The sequence below is a fragment of the Pseudomonas sp. NFACC39-1 genome (assembly GCF_900110355.1).
Lineage (GTDB): Bacteria > Pseudomonadota > Gammaproteobacteria > Pseudomonadales > Pseudomonadaceae > Aquipseudomonas > Aquipseudomonas tehranensis.
Genome location: NZ_FODL01000001.1, coordinates 813,093 through 827,779, shown reverse-complemented (window position 1 = coordinate 827,779; position 14,687 = coordinate 813,093). Strand labels below are relative to the sequence as shown.

Sequence of the window (14,687 nt, the reverse complement as noted above, 5' to 3'; positions counted from 1 at the left end):
GTCACTCATCCCAAATGCGCGAGGGCGTGACGAAACGCCGGTGGCAGGTTGTCGCCGAACCGAACCCGGCCATCGGCCTGGGTGAAGATGCCCATGTTCGCCAGCCACGTTTCGAATTCCGGCGCGGGTTTGAGGCCCAGGGTCTGGCGGGCGTAGAGGGCGTCGTGGAACGAGGTGGTTTGGTAGTTGAGCATGATGTCGTCGGAGCCGGGGATACCCATGATGAAGTTGATCCCGGCCACGCCCAGCAGGGTCAGCAGGGTGTCCATGTCGTCCTGGTCGGCTTCGGCGTGGTTGGTGTAGCAGATGTCGCAACCCATCGGTACGCCCAGCAGCTTGCCGCAGAAGTGGTCTTCCAGGCCGGCGCGGATGATCTGTTTGCCGTTGTACAGGTATTCCGGGCCGATAAATCCTACGACGGTATTCACCAGAAACGGCTTGAAATGCCGTGCGACGGCGTAGGCTCGGGTTTCGCAGGTCTGTTGATCGACGCCATGGTGGGCGTTGGCTGACAGCGCGCTGCCCTGGCCGGTTTCGAAATACATCAGGTTGTTGCCCAAGGTGCCGCGATTCAGGCTCAGCCCGGCGTCGTAGCCTTCCTGCAAGACGTTCAGGTTGATGCCGAAACTGGCGTTGGCCGCTTCGGTGCCGGCGATGGACTGGAACACCAGGTCCAGGGGCACGCCACGGTTCGCCGCCTCGATGGAGGTGGTGACGTGGGTCAGCACGCAGCCTTGGGTGGGGATGTCGTAGCGTTGGATGATGGCGTCGAGCATTTCCAGCATGGCGCAGATCGACGCCGTGCTGTCGGTGGCCGGGTTGATGCCGATCATGGCGTCACCGTTACCGAAGAGCAGGCCGTCGAGGATGCTCGCGGCGATCCCGGCGGGTTCGTCGGTGGGGTGATTGGGTTGCAGGCGGGTGGACAGCCGCCCGCGCAGGCCAAGGGTGCCGCGGAACTTGGTCACCACACGGATCTTCTGCGCCACCAGCACCAGGTCTTGCACGCGCATGATCTTCGATACGGCGGCGACCATTTCCGGGGTCAGGCCCGGGGCCAAGGCTCGCAGGCTGTGTTCGTCGGCCGCATCGCTGAGCAGCCAGTCGCGAAAACCGCCAACCGTGAGATGGCTGACCGGGGCAAAGGCCTGTTTATCGTGGGTGTCGACGATCAGCCGGGTGACTTCGTCGACCTCGTAAGGAATCAGCATTTCTTGCAGGAAATGGCTGAGGGGCAAGTCGGCCAGCGCCATTTGCGCGGCTACCCGCTCGCCGTCGTTGAGCGCGGCGATTTCGGCGAGGAAGTCCCCGGAACGTGCCGGGCTGGCCTTGGCCATCAGGTCTTTGAGGCTGTCGAAGCGGTAGGTCTGCGCGCCGACCGTGTGTGCAAAACTGGCCATACAGGTTCTCCGTGACGGCGCCGCTGGGCGGCGCCGTGGTTTTCGGCGTTTTACAACTCAGTGCAAGGCTTCTTCGGCTTTTTGAATCGCCGCGAATTCCTCTTCAGGCGTGCCTGCTACCAAGTGATGCCGACTGTAGAACGCGAAGTAAGCAATTAACACTCCATAGATGATCGCGGCGCCGATGACCACCCGTGGATCCACCAGAAAGCCCGCCACCACGGCGATGCACGCCAGCACCAGGGCCACGCCCGAGGTGAAGATGCCGCCCGGTGTGCGGTATGGCCGGTCCATTTTGGGGCGACGGATGCGCAGGGTGATGTGCGCGGCCATCATCAGCACGTAAGAGATGGTGGCGCCGAACACCGCTACCAGAATCAGCAGATCGCCCTGGCCGGTCAGGGACAAGCCGAAACCGATGATGCCGGGGATGATCAGCGCCAATACCGGTGCTTTGCTTTTGTTGGTTTCGGAGAGTTTGCGTGGCAGGTAACCGGCGCGAGACAAGGCGAAGATCTGCCGCGAGTAGGCGTAGATGATCGAGAAGAAGCTGGCGATCAGGCCCGCCAGGCCGACGAGGTTGACGAAGTTACCCATCCAGGTCGAGCCGCCGTAGGCCTTGGCCAGCGCTTCCACCAGCGGGTTGCCCGAAGCCATCAGCGCATTGGAACCCGCGCCGCCTGGGCCGATCACCAGAATCAGCAAGGCAAACGCCACCAGCACCAGCATGGCGCCGATCAGGCCGCGCGGCAGGTCACGTTTGGGGTTCTTGGTTTCTTCGGCCGCCAGCGGTACGCCTTCCACGGCCAGGAAAAACCAGATGGCATACGGAATGGCTGCCCACACGCCGACATAGCCGAACGGTAGGAATGGGCTGGCGCCCGTAGCCGCTGTGACCGGGATGTCCAGCAGGTTGGCGACGTCGAAGTGCGGCACCATCGCTACCAGAAACACGCCCAGTGCCAGGGCGGCGACGGCGGTGATGATGAACATCAGCTTGAGGGCTTCACCCACGCCGAATATGTGGATGGCGATGAAGATGATGTAGAACGCCAGGTAGATCATCCAGCCGCCAATGCCGAACAGTGACTGGCAATACGCGCCGATGAACACCGCAATCGCCGCCGGGGCGATGGCGTACTCGATCAGGATCGCCGTGCCCGTGAGAAACCCGCCCCAGGGCCCGAATGCGCTACGGGCAAAGCCATAGCCGCCGCCGGCGGTAGGAATCATCGAGGACAGCTCGGCCAGGGAGAAGCACATGCACAGGTACATCGCGGCCATCAGCAGCGTGGCGAGGAACATCCCGCCCCAACCGCCTTGGGCCAGGCCGAAGTTCCAGCCGGCGTAGTCCCCGGAAATGACATACGCCACCCCCAGGCCCACCAGCAGGACCCAGCCCGCCGCACCTTTTTTCAGTTCGCGTTGTTGGAAGTATTCGGAGCCGACTTTTTCGAAGTCGACCGAGGAGGGTGCCGATTGCGGGTTTACGTGTTCGCTTGGCATAGGGGTTACCTGTTTTTATTGTTTTTTTGTCTAGCCTGATCGCCGGATTAGCGCAGTACCCCTGTGGGAGCGGGCTTGCTCGCGAAGGCGGCGGCACCTTGAGCAACTATGTGACTGACACACCGCTTTCGCGAGCAAGCCCGCTCCCGCAGGGGATCTGTTTCAACCCTGAAGGAGAGTTATCCACAGATCCTTGTGGGAGCGAGCCTGCTCGCGATAGCTATCTAAGGGGCAAAGCAGGAGAGCCTGCCTCGCCCCGCTGGCTTAGAAGAACCCCAACGGATTGATGTCGTAGCTCACCAGCAGATTCTTGGTCTGCTGATAGTGGTCGAGCATCATCTTGTGGGTTTCACGACCTACGCCGGACTTCTTGTAACCACCAAACGCGGCATGAGCCGGGTAGAGGTGGTAGCAGTTGGTCCAGACGCGACCGGCCTTGATCGCCCGGCCCATGCGGTAGGCGCGGTTGATGTCGCGGGTCCACAGACCGGCGCCGAGGCCGAACTCGGTGTCGTTGGCGATCGCCAGGGCTTCGGCTTCATCCTTGAAGGTGGTGATGCTCACCACTGGGCCGAAGATTTCTTCCTGGAACACGCGCATCTTGTTGGTGCCCTTGAGCAGGGTTGGCTGGATGTAATAACCCGTGGCCAGGTTGCCCTCGAGTTTTTCCACCTTGCCGCCGGTCAGCAGTTCGGCACCTTCGCCCTTGGCGATTTCCAGGTACGAAAGAATCTTGTCGAATTGCTGCTCGGACGCCTGGGCGCCGACCATGGTGTCGGTGTCCAGTGGGTCGCCGCGTTTGATCTGCAGGACTTTGTTCATCACAACCTTCATGAACTCGTCGTAGATCGACTCCTGCACCAGGGCGCGGGAAGGGCAGGTGCACACTTCGCCCTGGTTGAAGAACGCCAGCACCAGGCCTTCGGCAGCCTTTTCGATGAAGCTTGGCTCGGCCTGCATGATGTCTTCGAAGAAGATGTTCGGCGACTTGCCGCCCAGCTCCACGGTGGACGGGATGATGTTCTCAGCCGCGCATTTCATGATGTGCGAGCCGACCGGGGTCGAGCCGGTGAAGGCGATCTTGGCGATGCGCTTGCTGGTGGCCAGGGCTTCACCGGCTTCTTTGCCGAAGCCTTGCACCACGTTCAGCACGCCGGGTGGCAGCAGGTCGCCGATCAGTTCCATCAGCACGCAGATGCCCAGCGGGGTTTGCTCGGCGGGTTTGAGCACCACGCAGTTGCCGGCGGCCAGGGCCGGCGCGAGTTTCCAGGCGGCCATCAGCAGCGGGAAGTTCCAGGGGATGATCTGCCCGACCACGCCCAGCGGTTCATGGATGTGATAGGCCACGGTGTTGCCGTCGATCTCGGCGGCGCTGCCTTCCTGGGCGCGCAGGCAACCGGCGAAGTAGCGGAAGTGGTCGGCGGCCAGGGGGATGTCGGCGTTGAGGGTTTCACGCACAGCCTTGCCGTTGTCCCAGGACTCGGTGATCGCCAGAACCTCAAGGTTCGCTTCGATGCGGTCGGCGATTTTCAGCAGAACCAGCGAACGGGCCTGGGCGGACGTGGCGCCCCAGGCATCAGCAGCAGCGTGGGCGGCGTCCAGGGCTTTTTCGATGTCTTCGGCCGTGGAGCGCGGGAATTCGGCAATGGGCTGGCCATTGACCGGGGAAGTATTGGTGAAGTACTGACCTTTGACAGGCGCGACGAACTCGCCGCCGATGTAGTTACCGTATTTGCTCTTGAACGAAACGATAGCGCCTTCAGTACCGGGGTGAGCGTAACGCATGATGAGTTCTCCTTGGCTTTTGTGCTTATACGGGAGGCCGCGCAAAATTGAGCGCTGGTAATTAAGCCTAGAGCAAAGGTCGGGCCACTGCCTTGCAGCGCCCGTAAATCAAGACTTTAGGAGGAGTTGGTCGGACCAACGGATGGGCTGTGTGACGATTGCGATACAGCGGGTGTGACAGTTTGTGCCGTATCTGACACAAGCTGTGACTGGTGGGTCGCGCCAGCATTGCAAAGCGGGTTGGGCTGGAGGATGCTGGGCTTTGATGCCAGGCAGGTCGGGTAGGAGCTGTCGAGTGAAACGAGGCTGCGATTTTTTCCCCTGCCAATTGAATCTCAAGCGAAAGATCAAAAGATCAAAAGATCGCAGCCTTCGGCAGCTCCTACAGTAAGGCCGCAACCTTCGGGGAGAAATAATAAGAAATGCACAGCAACCACTTGAGTCGCCATGCCCAACAAGTCCTGACGGTCACCCAGGGCAAGGCCCATCTGCAGGGGCCCGGTAGCGATCCGTCGATTGCCCGCTCCTGGCTGCGCTGCCTTGAGGACTATCACCTCGATCCGGCGCAGAACCTGGCGCCAACGGTGCTCGAGCATGGTCGGGTGCTGGAAAGCCGCGAGCGTCTGCAACAGGTGTTGCAGATCGCCGGCACGGAAATGACCAGCTTGCATCAACAGCTCTCCGGCGCCGGCCACGCGGTGTTGCTGACTGACGCTCGCGGCGTGATCCTCAACTGCGTCACTGCTCCCAGCGAGCGCAAGATTTTCGAGCGCGCCGGCCTCTGGCTCGGCGCCGACTGGAGCGAAGCCTGCGAGGGCACCAACGGCATCGGCACTTGCCTGGTGGAGCGCCAGGCCCTGACCATTCACCAGGAAGAACACTTTCGCGGCCGCCACACGGGCCTGACCTGCTCGGCCAGCCCGGTGTTCGACCCCCAGGGTGAACTGCTCGCGGTGCTGGATGTGTCATCGGCCCGGCCAGACGTGTCGCGCCAGAGCCAGTTCCACACCATGGCCCTGGTCAACCTCTCGGCAAAGATGATCGAGAGCTGCTATTTCCTGCGTTGCTTCGACAATCAATGGTTGCTGCGCTTTCATTTGCAGGCCGAGTCCGTGGGGTTGTTCAGCGAGGGGCTGCTGGCGTTCGACGGCGAAGGGCGGATCAGTGCCGCCAACCAGAGTGCGCTGAACCTGTTGGGGCATATTCGCGGTGGTTTGCTCGGTCAGCGGGTGGAAGACTTTTTCGATTGTTCACTGGATGAGCTGCTCGGCCGGGCCAGCGCCCAGGCCAGCGCCAGTTGGCCGTTGCGCACCCGTGACGGGCGGCATTTGTTTGCGGTACTGCGGGGACAGCCGCGCAGCGTGCCGGTCCCGGTCGTCCCTGCGTTTAAAGCCATCGAGCCCGCCCGGTTGCCGGGCCTCTGCCTGGGGGATGCGGCGTTGCAGGAGCATTTTCGCAAGGCGCTGCGGGTGTTCGAGCGCGATGTGCCGCTGCTGATCCATGGCGAAACCGGCTCCGGCAAGGAAGCCTTCGCCAAGGCCGTGCATCATGCCAGCCAGCGCGCCGGGAAAAACTTCGTGGCGCTCAACTGTGCGGCCATCCCGGAAAGCCTGATCGAAAGCGAGCTGTTCGGTTATCGCGGCGGCAGCTTCACCGGCGCCCGCAAGGAAGGCATGCGCGGCAAGCTGCAACAGGCCGACGGCGGCACGCTGTTTCTCGATGAAATCGGTGACATGCCCCTGGCCTTGCAGACCCGCTTGCTGCGAGTGCTGGAAGATCGCCAGGTGGTGCCCATCGGCGGCGAACCCGAAGCGGTCAACGTGCGCATCATCAGCGCCACCCACCGTCAACTGCTTGATCGGGTGCGCGACGGCAGCTTTCGCGAAGACTTGTACTATCGGCTCAACGGGCTGGAAATCCCGCTGCCGGCATTGCGCGAGCGTAGCGACAAGTCCCAGTTGCTGGATTTTCTGCTGGCCGAAGAGGCGGGCGCCGAAGCGGTGTCCATCGACGAACCGGCGCGTCAGGCATTGCTGAGTTTTGACTGGCCGGGCAACGTGCGGCAGCTGCGCAATGTGCTGCGCACCCTCGCGGCCTTGTGCGACGGGGGGCGGATCGGATTGGAGGACTTGCCGGCGATGATCCGCCAGAGTCCACAGGCGACGGTTGAAACGCTGGCTGAGCGCCCGCTGGACGATGCCGAGCGGTTGGCGTTGCTTGATGTCCTGGAACGCCAGCGCTGGCACATGACCCACACCGCCGAACAACTGGGCATCAGCCGCAACACCCTTTACCGAAAGCTGCGCAAACACGCCATCGCCCGCTGAATCACGGACTGCTGGCCGCTGACTGCTGACTGCTGACTGCTGTTGTGGCGAGGGAGCAAGCTCCCTCGCCACAAAAGCCAGGGTTGTGGAGCAACTGTGGGAGCGGGCTTGCTCGCGAAGGCGACTGCACATTCAACATCACTGCAAGCTGACCCACCACTATCGCGGGCAAGCCTTGCTCCCACAGACGCCCGTCTGTGTACCGGGGCTTAAACACAAGGTGCGATTTCCCCCTCCCTAGGCTAACCTGCGGCCATGTTTTACGAGGTCGACTATGCACATCCATATTCTCGGTATTTGCGGCACTTTCATGGGTTCGATGGCCGTATTGGCCAAGGAGCTGGGCCATCACGTGACCGGTTCCGACGCCAACGTCTACCCGCCGATGAGCACGCAGCTGGAGGCCCAGGGCATTGAATTGACCCAAGGCTACGACCCGGCGCAACTGGACCCGGCGCCAGACCTGGTGGTCATCGGCAACGCCATGTCCCGTGGCAATCCGGCGGTTGAATACGTGCTCAACAAAGGCCTGCCGTACGTCTCTGGCCCGCAATGGCTGGCCGATCATGTGTTGCAGGGCCGTTGGGTCCTGGCCGTGGCCGGCACCCATGGCAAGACCACCACCAGCAGCATGCTTGCCTGGGTGCTGGAGCACGCGGGCATGAGCCCGGGCTTCTTGATCGGCGGCGTGCCGCAGAACTTCTCAGTGTCGGCACGCCTGGGCGGCACACCGTTTTTCGTGATCGAAGCCGACGAATACGACAGCGCGTTCTTCGATAAACGCTCGAAGTTTGTCCACTACCGTCCACGTACCGCGATCCTCAACAACCTTGAATTCGATCACGCCGACATATTCCCCGATCTGCCGGCCATCGAGCGGCAATTCCACCATCTGGTGCGCACCATTCCGAGTGAAGGCCTGGTGATCCATCCGACCACTGAGCCTGCCTTGCAGCGGGTGATCGAGATGGGCTGCTGGACCCCGGTGCAAACCACCGGTGCCGGCGGGCAGTGGCAAGTGAAGTTGCTCAAGGACGACGGTTCGCAGTTCGAAGTCATGTTCGAAGGCGTGGCCCAAGGCGTGGTCGATTGGGACATGACCGGCCAGCACAACGTCGCCAACGCGCTGGCCACTCTCGCGGCGGCCCGTCATGTCGGCGTGGTGCCGTCCATGGGCATCGCCGCGTTGAGTGCGTTCAAAAGCGTGAAGCGGCGGATGGAAAAGGTCGCTGAAGTACGCGGCATCACCATCTACGACGACTTCGCCCACCACCCGACAGCCATCGCCACCACCCTCGACGGTTTGCGCAAGCGCATCGGTGATGCGCCGCTGATCGCGATCATCGAGCCGCGTTCCAACTCGATGAAGCTCGGCGCCCACCGCGACGGTCTGCCGGAAAGCGTGGTGGATGCCGATCAGGTGATCTGGTACGCGCCGGCCAATCTGGGCTGGGACCTGGGCGCCACCGCCGCGCTGTGCACGGTGCCGTCGATTGTCAGCGATTCCCTGGAAGGCATCATTGAGCGCGTGAAGAGCCAGGCCCAGCCCGGTACTCATGTGGTGATCATGAGCAACGGCGGCTTCGGCGGCCTGCATGGCAAACTGGCTGAGGCACTGCAATGAATACGCGCCTGGAGAGCAATGGTCCCGAACGCATCACGCTGGCGATGACCGGCGCTTCCGGCGCCCAGTATGGTTTGCGCCTGCTCGATTGCCTGGTGCGGGAGGACCGCGAGGTGCATTTCCTCATCTCCAAGGCGGCGCAATTGGTGATGGCCACCGAGACCGACGTCACCCTGCCGGCCAAGACCCAGATGATGCAGGCCTTCCTCACCGAATACACCGGTGCGGCGGCGGGGCAGATTCGCGTGTATGGCAAGGAAGACTGGATGTCGCCGGTGGCCTCGGGCTCCGGAGCGCCTGCGGCGATGGTAGTCGTGCCGTGCTCCACCGGCACGCTCTCGGCGATTGCCACCGGGGCCTGCAACAATCTGATCGAACGCGCCGCCGACGTGACGCTCAAGGAGCGCCGCCAGTTGATCCTGGTGCCGCGTGAGACGCCGTATTCGAGCATTCATCTGGAGCACATGCTCAAGCTGTCGAACATGGGCGTGACGATTCTGCCGGCCTCACCGGGTTTCTATCACCAGCCGCAGACCATCGATGACCTGATCGATTTTGTGGTCGCGCGGATTCTCAATCTGCTGAACATCCCCCAGGACATGCTGCCACGCTGGGGCGAGCACCATTTGAGCCTTGATGAATAAGCTGCTGATGGTATTGCTGGCGCTGCAACTGACCGGCTGCGCCACTGCCCGCACCCTGGACGCCGCCAAACCCGGCGCGCCGGTGGTGTATGCCGGGACGCGCCTGGATCTCTACGCCCTCAATGGCGGCTGCTGCGCCATGGACCGCTTCGGCGCCGAGGCCCCGAGCTACCCAGGCCTGGACCTGCCCGGCAGTGCGTTGCTCGACACCCTGTTGCTGCCGTTGTCATTGCTGACAGCGTTGGGCGTGGGGTTTCAGGCTACGGGTGGGTTGTAGTCAAAAGATCGCAGGCTTCGCCAGCTCCTACAGGAGCAAACGTGTCCCTGTAGGAGCTGGCGAAGCCTGCGATCTTTTTGCTTTTTATTTGCCGAGCTTACGCAACTCATCCGACTCCACCACCCGCACCCCTTCCTGTTCTTCCAAGGCCAGGCGCCACATGGCGCGGGCCAGTTGGCAGGCTTCGATGCCGTGGTACTTGCCGGGGATCAGCCTCGACAAGGGGCCGGCCAATTGTTCGGCCAACCGGGGTTCGGTGCGTTCGCCCAGGAGCAGGGAAGGGCGGCAGAGGGTCAGTTGTGGCCAGTCCTGGGCCTTGAGGGCGGCTTCCATTTCGCCTTTGACCCGGTTGTAGAAGATCGAAGAGTTCGGGTCAGCCCCCAGCGCGCTGATCACGATCAGGTGCCTTGCGCCCAGCTCCCGCGCGCGCTTGGCGAAGGCCACCACCAGGTCCAGGTCCACCGCGCGAAACGCCTGTTCTGAGCCGGCCTTCTTGAGGGTCGTGCCAAGGCAGCAAAATGCAATGTCCACCTGGCCACTGAGGCGGGGCAGTAATTCGGCCGTTTCACCGACCGGGTTTTCCAGGTGTGGATGCTCGGCCAGCGGCCGGCGTGAAGGCGCCAATACACGTGTGATGGTCGGCTCGTTGAGCAGCCGGTCCAGTAGATGTTCCCCGGTCAGCCCGGTAGCTCCGGCAAGCAAAACATGCTGAGGCGTCAAGTACATAGTGTTTCCCCCTTGATACGATTCAGCTTAGTTGCTCTTTTGGGCCTCGTCGTTCAATGCCGTACTTTGTAATGCTTTTCGCGCCTGTTGCTTGCGCAATAGCTGCCAATGGGAAAGGACGGTCCTGGGCGCCCAGATCTGCGGCTCGGAAGCTTCGAAATTGTCCGCCTGCTCCCGCTCGGCGACGGTGGCCTTGGCGCGCTTGAAGGCCTGCTCAAGGTCGTCGGTCTGGTTCAGGGCCTGGGCGAACAAGGCGTCGCCGAAGTAGGTGAAGTTGGCCTCCTCGGAGCAGCCGAAAGACACTCGGTCGGCGCGGGAAGCGGTCATGATCAAGGTGCGTTCATTCTTGAGCGCCGGGATGAAGCCGCCGGAATAACACGCCGAAATCACGACGATTTTGTCGCGATCCTTCAGCGGCGCCAGCACCACGGCCAGTTCATCGGCGGGTAGGTCGGCCAGCTCCATGCGCGGCTGGTCGAGCACCAGTTCGTGTTCGCTGGTGCCGTGGCTGGTCAGGTAGATGAAGATCAGGTCTTCCGGACCGCTGCGCTCTGCCAGGGTGCTGGCGGCGCGGCGCAGGCTTTCCCGAGTGGCCATGGGCCGGTCACCGAGGTGATCGCGGTGGTTGACCAGGCGGATCTGGCCGAACGCGCCAAAACGGCTGGTGAGCATGTTGGCGACGTAGTCGGACTCGCGCAGGAACACACTCTGCTTGCCGTCGCCGCCCACCGTCAGGCTGTACAGTTCCACCGCCGGTGTCGAAGCCGGGATATTGGCCAAGGCAGTTTCCAACAGGCGACCCTGGGCCAGGAGGCCGAGTTCGAGCACATCCGGCAGTAGCCGGCCGTCCGCGTCGCGCACTCGCAGGCCGTTGGTCCAGGTGCCGCTTTGCACGGTGCCATCGGTCAGCGCCAGGGTGCCGCGACCGTGGTAGGTGTCGTTCTCGAACTGGCCGATATAAAAACTGCCGTCGGGCAGGTTCAAACGGCCCTGGCCGCTAAAGCGCCAGTCATTGAATTGACCGCGGTAGTGGCTGCCGTCGGCGCCGATCAGTTGGCCATTGCCCGTGAGCGCGCCTTCCTTGAACTGGCCGATCCAGACATCGCCGTCGGCATTTTCATAGCGCCCGCGCCCGCTGAGCTGGTTGTTCTTGAACCCGCCGATGTAGACATCGCCCTCGGCGCTGTTGAAGGTGCCTTTGCCCTGGAGCTGGCCGTCGACGAAATGGCCGGTGAACTGGTTGCCGCTGGCGTCGAAGCGCTGGCCTTCGCCGTTGGGTTTGCCGTTGACGAACGGGCCCTGGTATTGGCTGCCGTCCTCAAGCTCCAGGCGCCCGAAGCCGGAATAGCGGTCGGCCTTGAATTCGCCGCGGTAGATCATGCCGTGTTCTTTGAGCGTGCCTTCACCGTCGCGCCGGCCTTGCTTGAAGCCGCCGGTGTAGCTGCTGGTGGGCGTGGTCAGGCTGCCCTGGCCGTTGAACAGGCCCTGCTCGAACTGGCCGCGATAGATCTCGCCATTGCTGCCATGCCATTCCCCGGTGCCGTGCCACTGGCCTTTGTCGAACTGTCCGGCGTACCAACTGCCGTTGGGGTAATCGACGCGCCCCTGGCCTTGCAGCAATCCGTCCACCAATTCGCCGCGATAGCGTCCGCCGTCGGGCAGGCGCGCGTCGGGAGGCAACAGCGATTCGCCGTCGCCGCAAGCGGTGAGCAGCAGGGTCAGGACCAAGGGGACAAATGAGCGCATAACGGGATCCAGGTAATCAGGTCACGAGTATGCCGCAGCTATGCGCGTCAGGAGAAGCGATGCGAAACTGCCGCAGCGGCTTCGCATCCGCGAGGGGCTACACGAAGCAGAGCGACAGGGGCTCAGCGATGTAGGCAGGTTTGTCCGAACCTTCGATTTCCAGGGTGGCGGTGGCTTTGAGTAGCCACTGGCCGGGTTTTTTCTCGGTCACGTCCACCAGGTCGACCTTGAGGCGGACCTTGGAGTCGACTTTCACGGGCTGGATGAAGCGCACGCTGTCCAGCCCGTAGTTGACGACCATCTTCACGCCTTCGGGCAGGATCAGGATGTCTTCCATCAGTTTGGGCATCAGCGACAGCGACAGGAAACCGTGGGCGATGGTGCTGCCGAACGGCGTCTGCGCGGCCTTGACCGGATCGACGTGGATGAACTGAAAGTCGCCAGTGGCTTCGGCGAACAGGTTGATGCGCTCCTGATCGATGGTAAGCCATTCGGAACGTCCAAGTTCCTTGCCGACATAATCTTTGAGCGCTGCAACGGGAACATAGGGCATTGAGACTCTCCTTGGGTTCATCGGTTTTGTCTTGTTGGAACGGGGATCGGCGTCCCCGGAGAACCACTGTAGATCAACATGGCGGGGGTGGAAGGTCATCGACCATGCTTTTTACGAATGCCGACCCATAGCGCGGGCGTGCTTAAATGTGTCATCTGGTTACTCCCGTAGGAGCTGCCGAAGGCTCGGGCCGCGTTCGGACGATCTTTTGATCTTTCGCTCCGGATTCAGTTGGCAGGGGAAAGATCGCCGCCTCGTTGCACTCGGCAGCTCCTACGGGGACGGGGTTTATGGATGTTTGTGAGGGGAGAGAGAGCGGATGTTGCTACGGGGCCTGACCTGGCTGGTGTTTTTTCAATTGCTGGGCACTGCGATCAATCATTTGTTCTTGCCGGTGCTGCCTGGGCCGATCATTGGCCTGCTGTTGCTGCTGGGCTATCTGGTGATGCGCGGTGAAGTCAGCGAACCGTTGAACCTGGCTGCCAGTAGCCTGCTGCGTTACTTGCCCTTGCTGCTGGTGCCGCCTGCGGTCGGGGTGATGGTATATGCCGGGGCGATTGCCGCCGATTTCTGGGCCATCGTTGGCGCGTTGACCTTGTCCCTGGTGCTGTCCGTGGCGCTGACGGGCGTGCTGATGCAGCGCCTGGCCCGTCGTCACGTTGCCGCCCCGGAGGACAGCCAATGATGCTCGACTGGCAGGGCGCCTGGAGTTCGGTGATCCATCATCCGCTGTTCGGCATCGGCATTACCCTGGGCGCCTATCAATTGGTGCTGGCGGCGTTCGAAAAGACCCGTTGGGTGTTCCTGCAACCGGTGCTGATGTCGATGTTGCTGCTGATCGGTGTGCTGGTCGGCTGCGGCATCAGCTACGCCGAGTACCGTGAAAGCACGGAGATTCTCAGCATTCTGCTGGGGCCGGCCACCGTCGCGCTGGCAGTGCCCTTGTACCTGAACCTGCGACGGATCCGGCAATTGTTCTGGCCGATTTTTACTACGCTGGTGATAGGCGGGGTGTTCGCCACGGCCTCAGCAGTGGTATTGGGCTGGGCATTTGGCGCCGAACACATGATCCTGATGACCATGGCGCCCAAGTCGGTGACTTCACCGATCGCCATGCTGGTGGCCGAGCAGATCGGCGGCGTAGCGGCCATGGCGGCGGTGTTTGTGTTGATCACCGGGGTGCTCGGGGCGATTCTGGGCCCGAGCATTCTGACCAGGCTGGGTGTCCATAGCCCTGAAGCCCGTGGCATGGCCCTGGGCCTGACCGCTCATGCGGTCGGTACGTCCGTGGCGTTGCAGGAAAGTGAAGAGTCCGGCGCCTTTGCGGCGCTGGCGATGAGTCTGATGGGCGTGGCCACGGCGGTGTTGCTGCCGTTGGTGGTGTCGATGACGGTTTAAGGAACTGCTTATGAGCTTGCCGCTTTTCCCGTTGAACACGGTACTGTTCCCCGGTTGCATCCTCGATTTGCAGATTTTCGAGGCGCGCTACCTCGATATGATCGGTCGCTGCATGAAAATGGGCGAGGGGTTTGGGGTGGTGTGCATCCTCGATGGCGAGGAAGTCGGCATTGCCCCTGACGGCTTTGCGCGGGTGGGCTGTGAGGCGCGAATCACCGATTTCTCCCGGCAGGACAACGGTCTGCTGGGCATTCGCGTGCAGGGTGGGCGACGCTTTCTCGTGCATAGCAGCAGGGTCCAGGCCGATCAACTGACCGTCGCTGAAGTCGAGTGGCTGGAGGATGAGCCGGAACAGCCGCTGCAGGATGAGGATGCCGACCTGGTGGCGCTGCTCAAGGCCCTGGCCGAACACCCGATGGTCGAGGCCCTGAACATGGGCACCGAAGCCACCGGCCAGCAGTCGCTGGCCAATCAACTGGCCTACCTGCTGCCCTTCAATGAGCTGGACAAGCTCGACCTGCTGCAACTCGATGATCCTCAGCAGCGGCTGGATGCAATCCAGGCCTTGCTCGATGAGTTGCAGGGTGAGCTCTTCGCCTGACCCCATTCATATTTCACTGAACAACACTGATCCCTTGTGGGAGCGGGCTTGCTCGCGAAGGCGGAGTGTCATCCGACACAGCTGTTAAATGACCCACCAC

The 14,687-nt window shown here is 62.2% G+C and carries 13 protein-coding genes; 7 read left to right on the top strand and 6 right to left on the bottom strand.

All coding sequences use genetic code 11. The features are described 5' to 3' along the window. Positions 1–5: 5 nt before the first annotated feature. The 3 genes from BMY45_RS03675 to BMY45_RS03665 form a co-directional block, all read right to left on the bottom strand. On the bottom strand, positions 6–1,400 hold the full coding sequence (locus BMY45_RS03675) for an ethanolamine ammonia-lyase subunit EutB (RefSeq protein WP_092394652.1): 1,395 nt from the start codon (positions 1,398–1,400) through the stop codon (positions 6–8). Between the two features lie 57 nt (positions 1,401–1,457). Next, positions 1,458–2,906, bottom strand: coding sequence for an ethanolamine permease (gene eat, locus BMY45_RS03670; RefSeq protein ID WP_092394649.1), 1,449 nt, complete (start codon positions 2,904–2,906; stop codon positions 1,458–1,460). Between the two features lie 264 nt (positions 2,907–3,170). After that, positions 3,171–4,691: an acetaldehyde dehydrogenase ExaC gene (locus BMY45_RS03665; RefSeq protein ID WP_092394646.1), complete on the bottom strand. Its 1,521-nt coding sequence runs from the start codon at positions 4,689–4,691 to the stop codon at positions 3,171–3,173. A 422-nt stretch (positions 4,692–5,113) separates the two neighbouring features. On the opposite strand from BMY45_RS03665, the gene BMY45_RS03660 reads away from it, so the two are divergent. The 4 genes from BMY45_RS03660 to BMY45_RS03645 all read left to right on the top strand — a co-directional run bounded on the left by BMY45_RS03660 (position 5,114) and on the right by BMY45_RS03645 (position 9,563). Then, positions 5,114–7,018 carry a sigma-54-dependent Fis family transcriptional regulator gene (locus BMY45_RS03660; RefSeq protein WP_092394643.1) on the top strand — a complete coding sequence of 635 codons (1,905 nt, stop codon included), beginning with the start codon at positions 5,114–5,116 and terminating at the stop codon, positions 7,016–7,018. Positions 7,019–7,292: 274 nt separating this feature from the next. After that, on the top strand, positions 7,293–8,642 hold the full coding sequence (gene mpl / locus BMY45_RS03655) for a UDP-N-acetylmuramate:L-alanyl-gamma-D-glutamyl-meso-diaminopimelate ligase (RefSeq protein ID WP_092394639.1): 1,350 nt from the start codon (positions 7,293–7,295) through the stop codon (positions 8,640–8,642). Next, positions 8,639–9,286, top strand: a complete 648-nt coding sequence (gene ubiX, locus BMY45_RS03650) for a flavin prenyltransferase UbiX (protein WP_092394636.1) — start codon at positions 8,639–8,641, stop codon at positions 9,284–9,286. The genes mpl and ubiX overlap by 4 nt, the downstream gene beginning before the upstream one ends. Then, a complete protein-coding gene (locus BMY45_RS03645; protein WP_092394633.1) occupies positions 9,279–9,563 on the top strand; it encodes a YceK/YidQ family lipoprotein in 285 nt (94 codons plus the stop codon). Before ubiX ends, BMY45_RS03645 begins: the two co-directional genes overlap by 8 nt. An 84-nt stretch (positions 9,564–9,647) precedes the next feature. On the opposite strand, the gene BMY45_RS03640 is transcribed toward BMY45_RS03645, so the two are convergent. The 3 genes from BMY45_RS03640 to BMY45_RS03630 form a co-directional block, all read right to left on the bottom strand. After that, positions 9,648–10,289, bottom strand: a complete 642-nt coding sequence (locus BMY45_RS03640; protein ID WP_092394630.1) for an oxidoreductase — start codon at positions 10,287–10,289, stop codon at positions 9,648–9,650. A 27-nt stretch (positions 10,290–10,316) separates the two neighbouring features. Beyond that, on the bottom strand, positions 10,317–12,035 hold the full coding sequence (locus BMY45_RS03635; RefSeq protein ID WP_092394627.1) for a C13 family peptidase: 1,719 nt from the start codon (positions 12,033–12,035) through the stop codon (positions 10,317–10,319). Between the two features lie 97 nt (positions 12,036–12,132). Continuing rightward, positions 12,133–12,588 carry a MaoC family dehydratase gene (locus BMY45_RS03630; protein ID WP_092394624.1) on the bottom strand — a complete coding sequence of 152 codons (456 nt, stop codon included), beginning with the start codon at positions 12,586–12,588 and terminating at the stop codon, positions 12,133–12,135. Between the two features lie 319 nt (positions 12,589–12,907). On the opposite strand from BMY45_RS03630, the gene BMY45_RS03625 reads away from it, so the two are divergent. Genes BMY45_RS03625 through BMY45_RS03615 form a run of 3 tightly spaced genes read left to right on the top strand, consistent with a single transcriptional unit; the run spans position 12,908 to position 14,587 of the window. Next, positions 12,908–13,273: a CidA/LrgA family protein gene (locus BMY45_RS03625; RefSeq protein ID WP_060740472.1), complete on the top strand. Its 366-nt coding sequence runs from the start codon at positions 12,908–12,910 to the stop codon at positions 13,271–13,273. Then, positions 13,270–13,986, top strand: coding sequence for an LrgB family protein (locus BMY45_RS03620; protein WP_092394621.1), 717 nt, complete (start codon positions 13,270–13,272; stop codon positions 13,984–13,986). Before BMY45_RS03625 ends, BMY45_RS03620 begins: the two co-directional genes overlap by 4 nt. A 10-nt stretch (positions 13,987–13,996) precedes the next feature. Continuing rightward, positions 13,997–14,587, top strand: a complete 591-nt coding sequence (locus tag BMY45_RS03615; protein ID WP_092394618.1) for an LON peptidase substrate-binding domain-containing protein — start codon at positions 13,997–13,999, stop codon at positions 14,585–14,587. The last annotated feature ends 100 nt before the right edge of the window (positions 14,588–14,687 follow it).

What these genes read in the sequence shown, in the direction of transcription:
- BMY45_RS03675 (WP_092394652.1), bottom strand. Translation starts at nt 1,400, where the DNA reads ATGGCCAGTTTTGCACACACGGTCGGCGCGCAGACCTACCGCTTCGAC.
- eat (WP_092394649.1), bottom strand. Translation starts at nt 2,906, where the DNA reads ATGCCAAGCGAACACGTAAACCCGCAATCGGCACCCTCCTCGGTCGAC.
- BMY45_RS03665 (WP_092394646.1), bottom strand. Translation starts at nt 4,691, where the DNA reads ATGCGTTACGCTCACCCCGGTACTGAAGGCGCTATCGTTTCGTTCAAG.
- BMY45_RS03660 (WP_092394643.1), top strand. Translation starts at nt 5,114, where the DNA reads ATGCACAGCAACCACTTGAGTCGCCATGCCCAACAAGTCCTGACGGTC.
- mpl (WP_092394639.1), top strand. Translation starts at nt 7,293, where the DNA reads ATGCACATCCATATTCTCGGTATTTGCGGCACTTTCATGGGTTCGATG.
- ubiX (WP_092394636.1), top strand. Translation starts at nt 8,639, where the DNA reads ATGAATACGCGCCTGGAGAGCAATGGTCCCGAACGCATCACGCTGGCG.
- BMY45_RS03645 (WP_092394633.1), top strand. Translation starts at nt 9,279, where the DNA reads ATGAATAAGCTGCTGATGGTATTGCTGGCGCTGCAACTGACCGGCTGC.
- BMY45_RS03640 (WP_092394630.1), bottom strand. Translation starts at nt 10,289, where the DNA reads ATGTACTTGACGCCTCAGCATGTTTTGCTTGCCGGAGCTACCGGGCTG.
- BMY45_RS03635 (WP_092394627.1), bottom strand. Translation starts at nt 12,035, where the DNA reads ATGCGCTCATTTGTCCCCTTGGTCCTGACCCTGCTGCTCACCGCTTGC.
- BMY45_RS03630 (WP_092394624.1), bottom strand. Translation starts at nt 12,588, where the DNA reads ATGCCCTATGTTCCCGTTGCAGCGCTCAAAGATTATGTCGGCAAGGAA.
- BMY45_RS03625 (WP_060740472.1), top strand. Translation starts at nt 12,908, where the DNA reads ATGTTGCTACGGGGCCTGACCTGGCTGGTGTTTTTTCAATTGCTGGGC.
- BMY45_RS03620 (WP_092394621.1), top strand. Translation starts at nt 13,270, where the DNA reads ATGATGCTCGACTGGCAGGGCGCCTGGAGTTCGGTGATCCATCATCCG.
- BMY45_RS03615 (WP_092394618.1), top strand. Translation starts at nt 13,997, where the DNA reads ATGAGCTTGCCGCTTTTCCCGTTGAACACGGTACTGTTCCCCGGTTGC.